The following is a 17,101-nucleotide window of genomic DNA, read 5'->3' as shown; positions in this document are numbered from 1 at the left end:
AGAACACCGTGAACCGGCTTCAACAAGCCTTGGACAGCTTGCAGGATCGGATCGACACCCCGGCCCCGATCGTGTTGATCGATGTCATGCAGGACAACATCGATCGCATGCAGGCCTTTGCCACTCATCGGAACCTCGACGTCAGGCCGCATGTGAAAACACACAAGTGCTTGGAAATAGGCCGTCGCCAGGTAAAAGCCGGCGCGGTGGGCATCACCGCAGGCAACGTGGGTGAGGCCGAAGTGTTTGCCGCGGCCGGCTTCGACGACATCTTCATCGCCTACCCGATCTGGCCTTCAGTGACGAAAGGCCTGAGGATCCGAAAGCTTGCCGCCACCACCCGGCTGCGGGTCGGCGTTGACAACTTTGCGGCAGTCGACGCTCTTGCCGACGCGATGGGCTCTGAGGCCGATCGGCTGGAAGTCGTAATCGAAGTCGACTGCGGTGCCCGTCGTTCCGGAGCACCTCCGGAGGCAGCAGGCTCCCTCGGGTCGGCCGCCCGCAAGCGAGGCCTGGTGCCGGTGGGCGTGTTCACCTACCCAGGCCACGGCAGTCTGAGTCCGGACGCCCGCAAGCGTGCCGCCATGGACCAGGAGGCCGCGCTCACCACCGCCGTGCGCAGCTTCAATGCCGTAGGGATCAGAGCCGACGTGGTCAGTGCAGGATCGACACCCACCATCGAATTTGCAAGCAACAGCATCATTACCGAAATCCGGCCTGGCGAGTACGTCTTCAACGACCTCAACAACAGTAGGCTGGGCGCCTGCACCGAGGAACAGATCGCGCTTTTTGTTGCCGGGACCGTGGTGAGCGACTGGGTATCCGATCAGGTCATACTCGACGTAGGCACCAAAGTGCTGAGCCGTGAAGGCAGTCCTGAAACCGGCTACGGCGCCGTCGCCGGCACACAGGCAGTCCTGTCCAAACTCAACGAATACCACGGCTTCCTCGCCGTGCCCCCAGGCGATTTCCATCCCGGCATCGGCGCTGTGCTTCCGATCGTCCCCAATCACGTCTGCCCGGTAGTCATCAATTTTGACGAGCTGATAGTCACCGACAGCGCTGGCGCTTTCCTGGAGCGCTGGACAGTGGATGCCCGCGGATTCCTCAGCTGAACCGCCGCCAGCGGGCCGAAGGCATACCCGTCCCAACAATCACCGACTTCACGGAGATAGACACCATGAGACTCGAAAACAAGACTGCTGTAGTAACCGGAGCAAGCAGCGGAATCGGCGAGAGAGTGAGTTCGCACTTTCACCGCGAAGGCGCCCGTCTCATCCTCACTGGCCGGAGGGAACAGCTCGATAGCGCCCTGCCCGAGGACCTGTACGTTCCCGGCGACCTCAACGACGAAGCGTTTGTCGAAAGCCTGGCCCGTCAAGCGGCAGAGTCGTTCGGCACCGTAGACGTGGTTGTCCTAAACCATGGGCTGCAGGTCAGCGGCCCCCTGATAGAGATGAGCTACGACGACGCCAAGAACGTGCTTCACAGCAACCTGCTCAGCTCGTTCCTGATGATGAAACACTTTGCGCCCTTGTTGCCGGCTGCCGGAGGTTCATTCGTCTTGGTCAGCTCACGGCTGGGTATGGTCGGAAAGCCTGATGAGGTCCTGTATTCCGCAGCCAAAGGGGGCCTCATCATGCTGGCCAAGGGCGCAGCGATAGAGTGGGCTCCCCGAAACATCCGGGTCAACGTCGTAGCTCCAGGACTGACGGCAACCCCTGTCATCGAAGCATCGTTCCGCCGCAGGGAGGACCCCCTGGCCTATCGTCGGGAGCGGGAAGCACAGATCCCGCTACAACGCCTCGCTTCCCCCGAAGAGATTGCCGACGCCATCCTCTTCATGGCGTCATCGGAATCTTCTTACGTCACCGGCGCGGTTCTCCCTGTCGACGGCGGTTACACCGCCTTCTGACCACCACGTCCCCCAATGCACGACATCACACACAAAGCAGGACCAAAATGAATGCCCTTTCAGCAACCCCCCGCAACGGAGACCTCGGCTTCTGGATGGCCGGCCGCACAGACAATAGACCCACTTGCCCGCAATTCACGGGGCAGGACACTGTAGACCTGGCCATCATAGGTGGCGGTTACACAGGCCTGTGGGCGGCCTATTTTGCCAAGAAACTCGAACCCTCACTCAAGGTAGCGGTATTCGAGGCAGAGCAGGTCGGCTATGGCGCCTCCGGTCGAAACGGCGGCTGGCTCTCAGCAATGCCTCCGGGAAACCGGGCAACGTTCGCCCGCGCATCAGCAGGTGGCTTGGAAGCGAGCAGGGCTTTGCAGCAGGAGTTTGTGGCGGGCGTCGATTCCGTGCTGGACATTCTCCAGGCCGAAGGCATCAACGCGGACCAGCACAAGGGTGGTGCCCTGGTGGCTGCCCACACCAGGGCGGGGCAGGGCCGACTGGTGGCCCGCCGCGATGCCGACCTGAAATACGGCCTGACCGAAGACGAAATCCAGATGTTGGACCGCGATGACTTTCAAAGCCGTATTAATATCTCCACGGTCCACGGAGGGCTTTACTACAAACACTGCGCCCGGTTCCACCCTGCGAAGCTGGTTCACGGGCTGACAGACACCCTGCAGTCCATGGGGGTCAGCATCTACGAGGACAGTCGGGTAGACAGTGTCGGGCAGGACACCCTCACCCTGGCGAACGGGCGGGTCAGCGCTGCCAAGACCTTCATCTGCACGGAAGGGTACTCAGGCCCGCTGCTTGGAACCCGAACCCTTATACCGATCAATTCCTCCATGATCGTGACTAAGCCGCTCCCGGACGAAGCCTGGCAGCACATCGGATGGAAGGGACTTCAGTGCCTCAGCGACTCAGCACACACCTTCATCTACGCCCAGCGAACAGCGGACGGCCGTATCACCATGGGAGGGCGGGGAGTCCCCTACCGCTACAGCTCCGGCACTGGAGGAAGCGGTTCAACAGCACAGTCCACCGTAAATCTGCTTGCGGAGAAGCTCCGGACATTCTTCCCGGATGTCCCCTTCGAGGTGGACCATGCCTGGTCCGGTGTTCTTGGTGTAACCCGTGACTGGAACGGCGGTGTCCACTGGGATCCAGCGGCCGGCGTCGGCTCTTCAACGGGTTATGCGGGACACGGCGTCACGGCAGCCTATGTCGGTGGGCGAACCCTCGCCGAGCTGGCGTTCGAACGCGAGACTGAACGGACTTCACTTCCCTGGGTGGGCTACCGCGCGCGGAAGTGGGAACCGGAGCCCATCCGCTGGTTGGGTGTTCATGGCATGTACCGTCTCTTCGGACTGGCTGACCAATGGGAAGAGCGCCGGGATTCAACCAAAACTTCACTCTTGGCCAAATTCGGCAGCAGGCTCGCCGGACTCCATGAATAGCGCATCTGCCAACGCTCTGGCTAAACCCTCGAAGGGAAGCATCATGAAAACCGGTTCCAGACGCCGGCATGGGCCTGAAACAGGGCGCGGCGCCAATACCAGCCCGGCAAAAAACCAAGCTTCAGGGAGGGCCTGACCATGGATGGAAGACTCGCAGTCATTGGACTCGGCAGTATCGGCAGTATGGCGTTGTGGCAGGCCTCCCGGATGGCCGGCCCGGTCACTGGGTTCGAGGCACAATCCCCTGCTCACGGGAGAAGCGCCGTGGGCGGTGACACCCGCTTGTTTCGCATGATCTACCTCGGGACCCCCAGCCTCTACCCGATCCTCGAACGCTCCCGTGATCTTTGGGCTGAGTTGGAAACAGAAAGCGGGCAGGACATTCTCACACGGACCGGAGGACTGTCCATAGGCACCGCCGGCGGCCCGTACATCAGCGGCCTCTTGGAAACCGCACGACTCAACGGGGCTGCCCACGAAGTCCTCAGCCGCGAAGATCTCGCCGAACGCTATCCACAGCACAACCTCCGCGCAGACGATGTCGCCGTTTACGATCCGAATGCGGGGGCCCTGCGCACGGACCGCGCCGTCACAGCCGCCATAGGCGCAGCACGGGCCAATGGAGCTACGGTGCACATCAACACCCCTATCGACAGCATCTCCGAAACCGACGACGGCGTTGTTGTCACCTCAGGTGGGAATTCGTGGAGCTTCGAGAACGTCATTCTCGCCTCGGGCGGTTGGTCGAAACGACTCATGCCTGAGAATCTGAAGTCGCATGTTGAGACGCGCCGGGTGTTCCTGTCGTGGTTCGTGGCCCGCGACGCAGCCCGCTTCACCCCGGAAACGTTCCCCGTTTTTAGCCGCATGTACGACGACCGCGCCATGTACGGCGCGCCCGCCGTCGATGGGGTAACGGTCAAAGCCACCTTGGATGGGCGGGGAACAGTGGTCACCGACGCCGACCGTTTTCCCAGGGAACTCTCGGAAGCCGAAACCACCGAGACCTTGAAGACAGTCTCGGACTTCATCCCGGGCCTGGTTCCGTCGATCGTCCGCTCAGACGCCTTTCCGGAGCTGTACACCAAGGACCGGAACCCTCTGTTGGGATGGCTCAGCGAATCGAGCCGGATCTACTGTGCGACGGGGTTCTCCGGAGGCGGTTTTAAGAACGCCACAGGGTACGGTCACATCGCCGCGCATGAAGCGCTTGGCAAACAACCAATCGAAGGCCTGGATTTCGTGCGTCCGGAGCGGTTCACCACCGGCGCCTGATGAGGGCACCCCAGCTCAGAAACCTTCCCTGAGTAGAGCCCACCACGGACGAAATCAACACCCCCTGTATAATCGACAATCGACGAGGAGGCCCAGGGTGGATCGCAGGTTTGAGTGGCAAGAGCAGCGAACGACCACGCCTGACGGCGTCTACCGGGTGCTCCGCACCGCCATCTTGGATGGAACCGTCTCTCCCGGGGAACAGCTGCGGGAAACGCATATCGCTACGGATCTCGGCATCAGTCGTTCGCCACTGCGTGAGGCGTTGACCAAGCTTGAAGAGGAAGGCCTCGTGGTGAAAGTCCCCTTCCGTGGTTCTTTCGTTGTGGAGGTAAGCGATCGGGACGTCTCCGAGATCGCATCCATCCGCCTGCTGGTGGAGCCTTATGCCGCCGAGCTCGCTGCCCCGACACTGCGGGATGCGAAACGGCCTCTTCTCAAGCAGACCATCGAGGAACTCTACCGGGCAACCGATGCGAACGATATCCCGGCGAGCATTGATGCCCACCTTAGGTTCCACCGGCTCTTCTACGAACACTCCGGTAACGCGGCGCTTTACAGTCTGTGGAGCGGTTGGGAGAACAAGTTGCGTCTTTACTTCGCGGCGGACCATCCCACGTACAGCGATCTTCATCAAGTTGCCGTCGAACATGAAAAGCTGGCGGAGCTTGCTTTGAACGGTGACATCGAGGGCTACCGCAAGGAAACGCTCAGCCAGTTCCAGAACGCTTTAGGCGCCGAAACCGCAGACCCGGCCTGACGTCAACTCCGGAAAAGCCCGCCGGCAACGCCGGCGGGCTTTTCGCGCTATGGCGTGACCTTGAGTTCCCGGATGGTCAGTTCCCGGAACGTGGCCGCACCTTCGTGGGCGTAGAGGCGGATGCCGTCATCGCCGTCGAGCGGGAAGACCCGGTGCGAATGGACCAAGCGCCCGTCGCCGACGAACATCTCTACACTTGTCCGATCCACCAGGATGCGTAGCGTGAGTCTTCCGGCGGCGGGGTCCACCGGGGTTTGGGATTCCCCGGCCGTGGGGTTGACGGTGGGACGGCGGTTGACGTAGGCGAAGGGCCCGCGCAGGTAGGCGCCTGCTGCAACGTGTCTGCCTCCTCCTGGTGCGCGGCATAGCTCGAAACCGAGATTGGCCGGTGGCGCAGCCGGATCCCACACCACCTCGCAGCTCAGATCGTACGCGTTCGAGCGGACCTTCAAGTCGTATGTACCGGCAACTGCCACATCACCCAGCCGATGTGTGCGCTTCACGTGGTTACCCAGCGCGGACGTGGGGGTGGAGGAAAGGTAGTAGGCGCCATTTCCACGCTTGAGCCGGACGTCACGCACGATCATGTCGTCGCCGTTGTAACCGTCAGCGGCAAGGGTGGGCGTGTTGTGGGGGTAGTCCCAGAAATTGGCCCATCCGATCGCCCGCCGCAGGGTTGGGTCCTCCGCACCCGATTCTGTGTGATGCGGGTAGGTCACAGCGCCATAGAAATCGAAGCCGTAATCGAGCCATTCCGGCTCGGCATGGTCGGGCGTAAAGGAACTGCCGTCGAAAGCGCCGGTCCAATACGCATACGTCGCGGGCAATCCGCGGCCCTTGCCGTTCGCGCTGGTGCCCAAGACCCAATGGGAGGTGCCGTCGTCGGCTGTCATCCGAAAGAGGTCAGGGCACTCAAGAAGCCCAAGGTCGGTGCGGACAAACTCCCCAACACGCTTCCAGGTCCGCAGGTCCGGTGAGGCGTAGAACCCGAGCTTCTGCCCCTCGGCGTTGGCCATGAACCACCGCCCACGGTCCGCGTCCCGGATCACCTTGGGATCACGGAAATCGTGCACGCCGGGGTTGGGCAGCACCGGAGCCGCGCTACCGGGCTTGAACGAACGCCCCCTGTCAGTCGAGTACCAAAGGTACTGCGCCTGGCGCCCTTCCGGTGCCTGGGTGACGAGTGCTATGACCGCCCCCGCACCGTATCCCGCAGTATTTCGCTCATCCACCACCAGGCATCCGGACCAACAGTCACCGTTGCCGTTGCTGAACTTCGGGATCGCGACACCCCGGTCCCGGAACGCTACGTGATCGGTTGTAGTGGCCCGGCGCCAGGACGTGCCGCCCCCGCCGGTGATGTAGTCGGCGTTGTACAGGTAGTAGTAGTGGTACTCCCCGTCCAGGTAGATGGGTCGTTGGGGATCGTTCTTCCAGTTGTCGCTGACGCTGAAGTGATAGTCGGGGCGCATCCGGGTTGGTCCTTTCGAGGGGCTGCCTGCCGCCGACGCGGGGCCGGACAGCGCCAGGGATCCGCCCAAAGCAACCGCACCGGCGCCTGTCAGTAGTCCGCGGCGGGAGAATGATGATGAATTCTTCATGGGTTTCACTTCCGTTCCGGCAGGAGGCTGCGGGTTTCTTCGAACACCCCGGCCATGGTCCAAGCATCAAAGGAGAGGAGCCGCACCGTACCTTCGGTGGCGGCCAGTGTTACGCGCCCGCCGCCTTGGGTCGGGTAGACGCGGGCAGTCAGCGGCTTGCCGTTGGCGAAAATTTCGACGGCGGACCGGTCCACCAGAATGCGTAGGCGAACCCAGCCGTCCGTCATGGGAAGGGGGCCGGACTTCTCCTCCACATCAACGGCCAGGTCCAGGCTGCTGCGCGTGCGGTCCAGATGCAGCATGCCGGTGGCGCCTCCGTCGGCCGAGCGGCCCAGAATGACCACCGTCTCTTCAGCGCCGTCCACAGATCCAAGCAGTCCGAGTCGCAGCTCCGCACCTGCGGAGAGCTGCAACTCCACCTCAAGGTCGAGTTGGTTGCCGGAAACACCGGTATCCATGGCCGTTCCGGCCACCAGTACCTGGGCAGGCATATGGGTGTGACTCCTGCGCAGCTTCCCGATTTCGGGCACTGGTGCGAACTCCAGGGTTCCGTCGTTGCCCAACGTGGCGACCCGCGGCAGACTCATGACCCCGGACCACCCGGCTTCCACCATGGCTGCGTCGCTTCGCCCTTCCTGCATCCAGCCGAACATGACCCGCCGGCCGGATTCATCCTGGAAAGACTGGGGCGCGTAGAAGAAGCGGCCGCCGAAATCCAGCCGGTGCAGCGACTTGGGGTCGAAGGTGTCGCCGGCGTAACGACCCGTCCAGTACAGCGGGTGGCGGGTTTCGCCGTCGTTCCACGCGGAAAAGACCAACACATCCGTCGAGTCACCGGCATGTGGAGATCCCAACGATCCTTGTCCTGCACGGAAAAGATCAACACATTCCCACATGGTCCCTGTCCAGTCAGGGCCTTCAGGATCACCTTGAGAGGCATCCCCGATGAAGAGTGGCCCGAGATAATCCCAGGTGCGCAGGTCCGAGGACTCGTAAAGAAACGCCGTGCCGCCGACGTCCCGGATCCCAGAACCAACCAGCTGCCGCCAAACGCTTCCCTCCCGCCATACGCAATGATCGCGGAAGGCAGTGATGTCCACACCGGCCGGCGGTGCGCCAATGACCGGGTTTCGGGGGTCCTTGGTCCAGTCCTGCAGGTCCGGAGTTCCTGCGGCGACGCAGGGCAACTCCTTCCCGCCGGACCGCCCGGAGTACACCAAGGTGGGCGTGCCGCCGTCGTTCACCAACACCCCTGACCAGCAGCCCTCGGCGTCCGGTCCCGCGGACGGTTCCAGAGCTACGGGTTGGTCACTCCAGGAGACCAGATCGGTGCTGGTGGCGTGGCCCCACTGGATGCGGTGGTGGAAGGCACCCTCCGGGTTGTACTGATAGAAGAGGTGGTAGGTGCCGTTCCATTGGCTGACACCGTTGGGATCGTTGAGCCAACCGGCCGGCGAGACGAAGTGGAAACGCGGCCTTAGTGGATCTGCTTCGGCACGGCCCACTAATTCATCCTGCGGAACCGTGGCGAGCGGATGGGTCACTTCAGTCATGCGGAAGCCCCATCTTGAGCGGTCGACGCCGGGTGGCCGGGTTGGATTGGTTCACTCGCCAGGGCGTGGCCGCCGGCAGCGGCCCATGGACGGTACAGGTGGCAGCGCACCCAGTGACGGTTTTCGGGGTCCCCCACCCGATGGCGGACGGGTTCCTCGGCCGAGCAGGCCTGGTCCGGGTCGCCGTCGAACATGCAGTGCGTCGAGGCCATGACCGCCTGCCTCAGTTCGGCCCGGCGGACGGGATCGTACGAGCCGGCCCGGGCCGGATCCGGCACGGCCGAGACCAGCAGTTGGGTGTAGGGGTGCGCAGGGTTGGCCAACAGATCCAAGGACTCGCCCTCTTCAACGAGCTCTCCGGCGAACATGACCGCCGTCCGGTCCGCCAGGTAGCGGGCGGAGGCGAGGTCGTGGGTGATGTACAGCATGGAGATGCCTTGCTCGTCGCGGAGCTTGCGCATCAGGTTCAGCACGCCGATCCGGACGGAGACGTCCAGCATGGACGTCGGCTCGTCGGCCAGGATGACCTGCGGTTCAACGGCCAGGGCCCGGGCGATCGCAACGCGTTGGCGCTGACCTCCCGAGAGCTCGTGCGGGTACGAGTTCAGCATGTCAGCTTCCAGGCCGACGGTGGTCATAAGTTCTTCCAGGCGGTGCCGGGTCTGCTCCTCGGAACCGCCCTTGCCGTGGATCGCCAGGGAACGCCGCAGGAAATGCTCGATCCTGTGGGCCGGGTTCAAGGAGCCGAAGGGGTCCTGGAACACCATCTGCAATTGGGACCGGAAGGCCCGGGACGCTTGGAAACGATCCCGTTTGAGGACATCGACGCCGTCAATGAGGATCTCCCCCGAACTCGGCTTCTCGAGCCGCGCCACACAGCGGGCCAGGGTGCTTTTGCCGGAACCGGACTCTCCCACGAGGGCTACGATTTCGCCCTTGCCGATGGTCAGATCGATGTCGTGCAGGGCGCGGACGGAGTCGCGGGAGAACAAGCCGCCAATCGGGAACGACTTTCCCAGTCCACGGATTTCAAGGGCAGGGGTACTGGTTTTGGACGCGGCCGAGGGGGTCATCAGGGAGTGGCTCATCGTGCAGCTCCTTCGAAGTCAGTCGAATCAATCACCGAAGCGTCGGCACCAAACGGGGCCACAAAATGGCCGGGTGCTGCCTCGGTGAGGTCCGGGATGTCCCGGAACTTCACGCCGTCGGGCAGTCCCGTCAACGGAACGCGGGGACCGGTAAGGGGCGGAAACGCGCCCATCAGTGCCTGCTGTGGGCCAAAACGGCTACGTGAAGGGAAGTGCGGATATGGGGATCATCAAGACTCACTCCCAAAATTTTTTCGATTTTAGCTAGGCGATCGTACAAAACTGTTCGCGATAGCAGGAGTCGCTTAGCGGCAGCCGCCTTCCCATCTGGCGTCTGGAGCACAACAGCGAGTAGTTCGAGTAACTGGGTGCCGTGCCTGGCATCATAAGTAACGAGTGGCCCCAATTCGCGCCGTACGAAAAGGTTTAGCCGGTCGTCGTCGCGTAGTAATTGAATAAGACCGCGTAGATGTACATCCGCCAAGGTAACCCAGGATCTCGGATCGTCATCCGTGGTGGCGCCCAGGATATTCCTGGCATCGATCAACGTTCGGAATACCTGTTCAATGCTCTCCACAACCTCGCCGCGGGCCGCAACAAATCCTCCGGACCTTCCCAACTCCTGTGTGAGCCCTCTCAACACGCCGTCTACCGAGGTGTTCAGCGGTGTACTGACCAGGCCGAGAACATGGTCCGTGTCGAGTCCGACAAGCATTGACAGTCCAAGTGCCCGCGCTGATGATGTCAGAAGCATTGCAACGTCCGATGGCTGCCACTGCTTGGACCCGTCCACGGGGATTCGTCCTCTGATCCCTATTGCAAAAAATTGCCGGGACTGCACGGGAAATTGAACTGCTTCACAACGCAGTGCGAGCTCCGGTGACATACGACCGGAACGAAGGTCTACGAGCAGGTTCGTATGCGTATTGCGTTCGATACTGTCTCGGGCCCGTGTCCGCATCTGGTGAAGAACCAAGGCACCTGCTGCCCGTTCCAGGAGAACGTAGTCGCGGCGGCTGGGCAACGCGTCCGTCATGAGCACAAGCCGGCCCCAGTCGTCGCCGCGTGATCCAACAACAGTCATCAGCCACCCCCTGCGACGGTCGTATCCGGTTCGTCCGAATGACACTGCCGCCCTTGACCTCCGCGTCCAGTCCTTGAGGATGTATGTGGTGTTCCTCCCAGCGCTGTCAAAACCGATGACTTGGTGCCGCGTGGTTTCCAAAACCACTGGGAACCCGGCTGACCTTGCAACAGCGCCGAGAATTTCTTCCGGTCCCGATGCCTCCAAATCCAGCCGCGTAAAAGTTTCATGGACCTGGTCAACGGCCCTTAGGTCTTCAACCTGCGATTCAAGGATGAGCCCTCCGATCTGCTCAGTGACTTCGGCGAAGCGTACTTCCCGGTGCAGCGCCACGAGGAGTAGCTCGACCTTGGCGCAGGCGTTGGTGAGGGCCTCAGGAACTTCTTGCCATTTCCTCCCGAGCTCAAAGAGAAGTCCCGCGGCTCCGGCGGCAGCCAGCGATTCCGCGTATGCGCCAAGGCCTTGGTCGTCCGCGGGAAGAAATGAGCCTGTCGTCATCACTAGTTCGTCGCCGCGTAGCAGGTGGGCGATATCGGACACTTCTGCTGGATGTATCCAACGAACTGGGCGGTCGAGTTGGTGTGCAGCAGCGAGAATCTCCGGTTCTGCGGAGGCCAGAACCTGAGTGGCTAGCACTTGCCTCACTGTGGGCAACATATTCCTCCTCGAAGAACGTTAGGAATTTTGCACTGGCCCAGCTGCACGGCGAAGCCATGCTTCTTAGAAGCCAGATTGTAGTGAAAAAGCCTGATTTCCTACATTGCGTCCCGGCATTACTTGACCCGTCCACCGACAGTTGACTTGTGGTTTGGCTCAATTACGGCAGTTGAGCATGCTGGAGCTTGACCTTAAACGATGTCGGCCGCAGATACCAACGCATCCGATGCTAGTCGAGACATGGTGTTGGGAAACGCGTCTGAAACAGACAACCTGTCGCTTCGTTCCGCTTCTCTCTTCAGCGATTCTGGACTAAACAGCAAGCGGAAGACGCCGAGTGGGGACAAACGTGAAGAGACGGGAATCAGTGAGCATGAACGACACCAGCACAGCGACCGAAACAGTGCCGGCCCGAGCATATCGCCTGGACCGTGAGCATGTCTTTCACTCCTGGTCAGCCCAGGACACCTTGCGCCCTATGGTCATCACAAAGGCTGACGGAAGCTATGTATGGGATGCTGACGGCAACAGCTACTTGGATTTTTCCAGTCAACTTGTCAATATGAACGTCGGCCACCAGCACCCCCGTGTCGTCAGGGCCATTCAGGAGCAGGCAGGGAAGCTTTGCACGCTGGCTCCACAGTACGCAGTGGATGTACGAAGCGAAGCAGCACGCCTCATCTCGGAACGGTCACCCGGCGATCTCAACAGGATCTTCTTTACTAATGGCGGAGCGGATGCCAACGAGCATGCAGTGCGGATGGCACGCCTCGTCACAGGTCGTTACAAGATCCTGACGACCTATCGGTCGTACCACGGGGGAACCACCACTGCGGTCAACATGACCGGCGACCCCCGCCGTTGGGCTAACGACTACGGAAATACCGGGACAGTCCACTTCTGGGGGCCGTTCCTGTACCGGTCAGCGTTCCACTCAGAGACAGAAGAGCAAGAATGCAAGCGCGCGCTTGAACACCTCGAACGCACAATCGCCTTTGAGGGACCCACGACCATCGCGGCCGTTGTTCTGGAATCAATTCCGGGTACGGCTGGCGTCATGGTGCCGCCCGCGGGTTACATGCAAGGCGTGCGTGAAATCTGTACCACGTTTGGGATCAAGATGATTGCCGATGAAGTCATGACTGGTTTCGGCAGGGCAGGATCTTGGTTTGCCATTGGCGACATGGGAGTCACGCCCGACCTGCTGACTTTTGCCAAGGGCGTTAACTCCGGATATGTTCCCCTAGGTGGCGTTGCCATCAGCGACGAAATCGCATCCTACTTCGGCTCGCGCGCCTATCCAGGTGGCCTGACCTACTCGGGCCACCCTCTCGCTGCCGCCTCCGCCGTTGCTGCGATCAACGTCATGGAGGACGAGGGCCTCATAGACAATGCGCGCCGCCTGGGACAAGAGGTTATCGGACCACGACTGCATGAAATGGCTCGCTCGCATCCCAGCCTTGGCGATGTGCGCGGTAAAGGCGTCCTGTGGGCACTTGAGCTGGTGAGCGACCCAGCTACTCGTGCGCCAATGGCACCCTATGGCGATTCAAGCCCTGCCATGAATGAAGTCTCTGCGTTTTTGAAGACTAAGGGAATGTTGCCGTTCGTCAACTTCAATCGAATTCACGTGGTTCCCCCTTGCAACATCTCAGATGCGGATACGCACAAAGGACTGGACATGATCGATGCTGCCCTTGCACTTGCGGACAACTATGTAGTCGGCAGTGACAGCTGACGACATGAAGAGGTATCCCACCCTAGCCCCGCTTCACCACATCAGCCATTCACAAGGAGTCATTCACATGCTGCGCGAGCTTTCACACTACGTAGACGGCCAGAGGATTGACGGCACATCGGGCCGGTTCAGCGATGTCTACGATCCCTGCACGGGCGAAGTCCAGGCCCGGCTGCCGTTGGCCAGCGCGGACGAGGTTCGCAATGCCGTCGCGAATGCCGAGAAGGGCCAGCTCGAATGGGCGGCCATGAACCCGCAACGCCGTGGACGCATCCTGCTCAAGTTCGTGGACCTGGTTAACGAGAATATGGACGAGCTCGCCACGCTGCTCTCCTCGGAGCACGGCAAGACTTTCGCGGATGCCAAGGGAGACATCCAGCGCGGCATCGAAGTCGTTGAATTCTCCGCGGGTGCCCCGCATCTGCTCAAGGGCGAGTTCTCGGACAACGCAGGCCAGGGGATCGACGTCCACTCGCTGCGCCAGCCGTTGGGCGTCGTCGCGGGCATCACGCCGTTCAACTTCCCGGCCATGATCCCGTTGTGGAAGTCGGGCCCTGCGCTCGCAGCAGGCAACGCCTTCATCCTGAAGCCTTCGGAGCGGGACCCCTCGGTTCCGCTGCGACTGGCCGAGCTGTACAGCGAAGCAGGGGTTCCGAACGGCGTCTTCAACGTGATCAACGGTGACAAGGAAGCCGTGGACGCGTTGCTTGAAGATCCGCGTGTCAAGGCCATCGGCTTCGTGGGCTCCACGCCGATAGCCCAGTACATCTATGCCACCGCAGCGGCGCATGGCAAGCGCGCACAGTGCTTCGGCGGGGCGAAGAACCACATGGTGATCATGCCCGACGCCGACCTCGACATGGCAGCCGACGCCCTGATTGGTGCCGGGTACGGTTCCGCGGGCGAGCGCTGCATGGCGATTTCCGTTGCCGTGCCGGTGGGTCAGGAAACCGCCGATGCTTTGGTGGCCAAACTGACCGAACGCGTCAAGGACCTGAAGGTGGGCCACAGCCTGGACAAGGACTCGGACTTCGGGCCCGTGGTGGCTGCGTCAGCCAAGGAACGGATCGAGGGCTACATCCAGTCCGGCGTGGATGAAGGTGCAACCCTGGTCACTGACGGGCGAGGCCTCACCGTGGACGGGTACGACGGCGGCTTCTGGGTGGGCCCCACGCTGTTCGACAACGTCACCAAGGACATGAAGATCTACAAGGAAGAGATCTTCGGACCCGTCCTCAGCGTGCTCCGCGCAACTGACTACGACGAAGCGCTGAGGCTCTGCAGCGAGCACGAGTTTGGCAACGGCGTCGCGATTTTCACCCGCGACGGCGACTCCGCCCGCGACTTCGCCAGCCGCGTGGAGGTGGGCATGGTGGGCATCAACGTGCCCATCCCCGTGCCGATTGCCTATTACACCTTCGGTGGATGGAAGGCGTCCGGCTTCGGCGACCTCAACCAGCACGGCGCCGACGCTTTCCGCTTCTACACGAAGACCAAGACCGTGACGTCGCGGTGGCCCTCCGGCATCCGCCAAGGCGCCAGCTTCATCATGCCTGAAGGAAGCTAGCCTTAGTCCATCTATGACAGCACGTAGTGACCAGCCGCCCTCAACCGACGCTACCGCCAACCCCGCAAGGAGTCAGTTCATGAACGACTACACGCCCATTGGAGGTAGCCGCCCATGATCAAACGGCAGGCATCCCCGGAGAAGGTAACCGACCCGCCACCGGCGGGCCGGGCGCGGCGTCGCCACAACTTGATGGTGCCAATTCGTGACGGTGTCGAGTTGGCGTTGGACGTGCTACTGCCGGCCGGCGAAGGGCCATTCCCGACGGTGCTGATCCGCACTTGCGACAAGAACAGGCACATCGACACGCCACGTCCGGTACTGCAGGCGCTGCTCGGGGCGGGCTACGCGATCGCGGCTCAGGACGTCCGAGGCCGGTTCAACTCTGACGGTAGGTGGGGGATGTACTTCGCCGAATTCGACGACGGGTTCGACACTCTGGAGTGGCTGGCCGGCCAGGCCTGGTGCGACGGCAACATCGGCATGTACGGCGTCTCCTGCGAGGCGTCGGTGCAGTGGTTCGCGGCCCGCAGCGGCAGCGAGCACCTCAAAGCCATCGTTCCGATGGCCGCGACGCCGAGTTCGATGTGGAACAACGGAGCCCCTCCGCGGCGGGGCATTCCTGGCGCCGAGGGTGCCGTATGCGGTCGACATGGGGTATCGCTGTTTCCAGAGTATCGACTTCGGCAGCACGCTATGGGCCGAGGACCGGCCATCGTCGATGCCATTTGCCGACATTCCCGCAGCCCAGGGCTCGCAAAGCACATGGATCGCCGAGATGCTGCAGCACCCCACGCTGGACGAGTTCTGGGCGCGTGGCGACTTCAGCTACTCGGATCAGATCCGCATTTCCGGGGCAGGCCGCTTCTTATTCGGTCCTTGCTATCTACTCCCGCCACATGGTGGCTTGAAGTGTCGAGGAACGCGAAGCAGACCACCTCGCCACGGAGATGTTCGAAACCGCTATCGCCCTCCATGGAGCCCCGCACACAGTCCGGACCTTGGGTGTTCACCGAGGTCTTCCTGCGACCCGTTAGTCACGCTGGAAACCGGAACCGCGACACGTAGACTTCGACTCATCGGTTGCAGGCATCGATTGGGTCGAAGTCGATGTGAAATTTCTTTAAACGTGGTTGCACAGCTGTGGGGCTCGGTGGATTGAAGACCACTCGCCCAATGACGGACGCTACGTGTACATACCACTGGAAAATCGGATTGCCTTTTCTGAAGCTCGAGATGTCGTCGAGGCATTGGGCGCCCAATACCGAACATTGACAAAACGCCGCAGCAGAACATGCTTCACGGTTGCATTCGGCCCCCCGGTTCACCGCACAAGAGTGGCGGTTACCAAGAACTCAATATGAGCCTCAGCATGGCCTACGACGTTGCGAAACGCCCAAACAGGGACCAAGAATGGGCAACAATTCGCGCAGATTTGAAAGACAAAATCGCTGGCGTACGAGCGCTGAGACTGGAGCAGCCACTCTCAGTGAATAACGAAGCTCTTGAAGCCCCCGAATTGACCGGCCGGATGTCCAGGTCAATGCAGCAGATCTCGCCTCTCGGGCCTGTACGACGCGAAACGGTACGCCCCTGTTTCAGAAGCCCGGCAGGCAGTCCTGGCGGCAGACAGGTCCGCCCCCGTGGAGGTTTTGGTCAAGACCAAGGCCATCCTCCGGACCGTTGGCCGCACTACCTGCGTGTCTTCCGTGTAGTTGGCAGCGTAGCCGGGAACGCTTTGTTCTCAAGTGGGAGCTTAAGGACGGAGACGCGATGGAACACGAGTAGTCACCTGACTACCAACTGCGCGGGTTTGTCGTCTCGGGCTGCGGCCACGCAGGCTCGATTGTAGGATTCGCCAACTCCCACGGCCCATTTCTTCGGATCGACCAATGAATCAACCTCCTTTCCGCGGCAGGCTATCCCCAAGGCCCTGCGGCACCGGCGCCCGGCGGACGCCGATGGATCGTGGAGGAATCATGAATCGCAAAATAGCACCCTGGCGCATTTTGGCTCCCGTGCATACTCCGAGTGAAAGAGGAAACCTTGTTTGAGCCGCTGATGACTCTCGCCGTGGTGGAGAAATTCAGTTGCGAAGCCCGCGTGCCGACGAGCAAATGGAACCTCCAGGTCGGCTGCGGCGCCGACATCGTTGTCTTCGATGCTGAAAACATCCGGGATGTCGCCGATTACGGCAATGGTGCGCAGCCGTCCGTGGGCGTATGCGAACTGCTTGTCGGGGACCGCTGCGTGCTTTCCGGCGGCGAATTGAAGGAAAATATCTTGCCCGGCCGCGGCGTCTCCGGCCGCTACCACGCGTGATTCGCCCGTAGGTGTCCCCTCGACGGCAGCCGCGCTCACCTGATTTGAAAGGCCCCACCATGTCCCAACACAATGACACAACACGGA

The 17,101-nt window shown here is 61.6% G+C and carries 13 protein-coding genes and 1 pseudogene; 9 read left to right on the top strand and 5 right to left on the bottom strand.

Features of this window, described 5'->3' with window-relative positions; genetic code table 11:
* Positions 1-8 precede the first annotated feature (8 nt).
* From ACNAOU_RS09930 to ACNAOU_RS09910, 5 genes are all read left to right on the top strand, one after another.
* A complete protein-coding gene (locus ACNAOU_RS09930; RefSeq protein WP_422758568.1) occupies positions 9-1,115 on the top strand; it encodes an alanine racemase in 1,107 nt (368 codons plus the stop codon).
* A gap of 65 nt (positions 1,116-1,180) precedes the next feature.
* Entirely contained in the window at positions 1,181-1,915 is a 735-nt protein-coding gene (locus ACNAOU_RS09925; protein WP_422758567.1) for an SDR family NAD(P)-dependent oxidoreductase, read from the top strand.
* A 47-nt stretch (positions 1,916-1,962) separates the two neighbouring features.
* A complete protein-coding gene (locus ACNAOU_RS09920; protein ID WP_413308022.1) occupies positions 1,963-3,369 on the top strand; it encodes an NAD(P)/FAD-dependent oxidoreductase in 1,407 nt (468 codons plus the stop codon).
* A 138-nt stretch (positions 3,370-3,507) separates the two neighbouring features.
* Positions 3,508-4,644: an FAD-dependent oxidoreductase gene (locus ACNAOU_RS09915; RefSeq protein ID WP_422758566.1), complete on the top strand. Its 1,137-nt coding sequence runs from the start codon at positions 3,508-3,510 to the stop codon at positions 4,642-4,644.
* 97 nt (positions 4,645-4,741) lie between these two features.
* Positions 4,742-5,404 carry a GntR family transcriptional regulator gene (locus tag ACNAOU_RS09910; protein WP_018778577.1) on the top strand — a complete coding sequence of 221 codons (663 nt, stop codon included), beginning with the start codon at positions 4,742-4,744 and terminating at the stop codon, positions 5,402-5,404.
* Positions 5,405-5,451: 47 nt separating this feature from the next.
* Here ACNAOU_RS09910 and ACNAOU_RS09905 read toward each other — a convergent pair whose 3' ends face one another.
* The 5 genes and pseudogenes from ACNAOU_RS09905 to ACNAOU_RS09885 form a co-directional block, all read right to left on the bottom strand.
* Positions 5,452-6,876 (bottom strand): glycoside hydrolase family 32 protein, encoded by a 1,425-nt coding sequence (locus ACNAOU_RS09905; RefSeq protein WP_422758674.1) that lies wholly within the window; start codon positions 6,874-6,876, stop codon positions 5,452-5,454.
* Between the two features lie 134 nt (positions 6,877-7,010).
* On the bottom strand, positions 7,011-8,558 hold the full coding sequence (locus ACNAOU_RS09900) for a glycoside hydrolase family 32 protein (RefSeq protein ID WP_422758565.1): 1,548 nt from the start codon (positions 8,556-8,558) through the stop codon (positions 7,011-7,013).
* Positions 8,555-9,646 (bottom strand): ATP-binding cassette domain-containing protein, encoded by a 1,092-nt coding sequence (locus ACNAOU_RS09895; protein WP_422758564.1) that lies wholly within the window; start codon positions 9,644-9,646, stop codon positions 8,555-8,557. The genes ACNAOU_RS09900 and ACNAOU_RS09895 overlap by 4 nt, the downstream gene beginning before the upstream one ends.
* Positions 9,643-9,828: pseudogene (locus ACNAOU_RS09890) on the bottom strand (ABC transporter ATP-binding protein); the annotation flags it as partial. The gene ACNAOU_RS09895 and the pseudogene ACNAOU_RS09890, both read right to left, overlap by 4 nt.
* Positions 9,819-11,387: a PucR family transcriptional regulator gene (locus ACNAOU_RS09885; protein ID WP_422758563.1), complete on the bottom strand. Its 1,569-nt coding sequence runs from the start codon at positions 11,385-11,387 to the stop codon at positions 9,819-9,821. The gene ACNAOU_RS09885 and the pseudogene ACNAOU_RS09890, both read right to left, overlap by 10 nt.
* A gap of 373 nt (positions 11,388-11,760) precedes the next feature.
* On the opposite strand from ACNAOU_RS09885, the gene ACNAOU_RS09880 reads away from it, so the two are divergent.
* From ACNAOU_RS09880 to ACNAOU_RS09865, 4 genes are all read left to right on the top strand, one after another.
* On the top strand, positions 11,761-13,125 hold the full coding sequence (locus tag ACNAOU_RS09880; protein WP_422758562.1) for an aspartate aminotransferase family protein: 1,365 nt from the start codon (positions 11,761-11,763) through the stop codon (positions 13,123-13,125).
* 67 nt (positions 13,126-13,192) lie between these two features.
* On the top strand, positions 13,193-14,692 hold the full coding sequence (locus ACNAOU_RS09875) for a CoA-acylating methylmalonate-semialdehyde dehydrogenase (protein ID WP_422758561.1): 1,500 nt from the start codon (positions 13,193-13,195) through the stop codon (positions 14,690-14,692).
* A 114-nt stretch (positions 14,693-14,806) separates the two neighbouring features.
* On the top strand, positions 14,807-15,760 hold the full coding sequence (locus ACNAOU_RS09870; protein WP_422758560.1) for a CocE/NonD family hydrolase: 954 nt from the start codon (positions 14,807-14,809) through the stop codon (positions 15,758-15,760).
* Between the two features lie 963 nt (positions 15,761-16,723).
* Positions 16,724-17,014: a hypothetical protein gene (locus ACNAOU_RS09865; protein ID WP_422758559.1), complete on the top strand. Its 291-nt coding sequence runs from the start codon at positions 16,724-16,726 to the stop codon at positions 17,012-17,014.
* The last annotated feature ends 87 nt before the right edge of the window (positions 17,015-17,101 follow it).

Origin of the sequence: Paenarthrobacter sp. C1, from assembly GCF_049315185.1 — a bacterium.
Classification (GTDB): Bacteria; Actinomycetota; Actinomycetes; order Actinomycetales; family Micrococcaceae; genus Arthrobacter; species Arthrobacter nicotinovorans.
The sequence above is the reverse complement of the archived record's forward strand: the minus strand, read 5'-3'. Positions and strand labels throughout refer to the sequence as shown.

Excerpts from the sequence above, each read along its gene's own strand:
- ACNAOU_RS09870 (WP_422758560.1), top strand. The coding sequence starts at position 14,807 with ATGATCAAACGGCAGGCATCCCCGGAGAAGGTAACCGACCCGCCACCG.
- ACNAOU_RS09920 (WP_413308022.1), top strand. The coding sequence starts at position 1,963 with ATGAATGCCCTTTCAGCAACCCCCCGCAACGGAGACCTCGGCTTCTGG.
- ACNAOU_RS09905 (WP_422758674.1), bottom strand. The coding sequence starts at position 6,876 with ATGCGCCCCGACTATCACTTCAGCGTCAGCGACAACTGGAAGAACGAT.
- ACNAOU_RS09895 (WP_422758564.1), bottom strand. The coding sequence starts at position 9,646 with ATGAGCCACTCCCTGATGACCCCCTCGGCCGCGTCCAAAACCAGTACC.
- ACNAOU_RS09880 (WP_422758562.1), top strand. The coding sequence starts at position 11,761 with ATGAACGACACCAGCACAGCGACCGAAACAGTGCCGGCCCGAGCATAT.
- ACNAOU_RS09925 (WP_422758567.1), top strand. The coding sequence starts at position 1,181 with ATGAGACTCGAAAACAAGACTGCTGTAGTAACCGGAGCAAGCAGCGGA.
- ACNAOU_RS09915 (WP_422758566.1), top strand. The coding sequence starts at position 3,508 with ATGGATGGAAGACTCGCAGTCATTGGACTCGGCAGTATCGGCAGTATG.
- ACNAOU_RS09875 (WP_422758561.1), top strand. The coding sequence starts at position 13,193 with ATGCTGCGCGAGCTTTCACACTACGTAGACGGCCAGAGGATTGACGGC.
- ACNAOU_RS09885 (WP_422758563.1), bottom strand. The coding sequence starts at position 11,387 with ATGTTGCCCACAGTGAGGCAAGTGCTAGCCACTCAGGTTCTGGCCTCC.
- ACNAOU_RS09900 (WP_422758565.1), bottom strand. The coding sequence starts at position 8,558 with ATGACTGAAGTGACCCATCCGCTCGCCACGGTTCCGCAGGATGAATTA.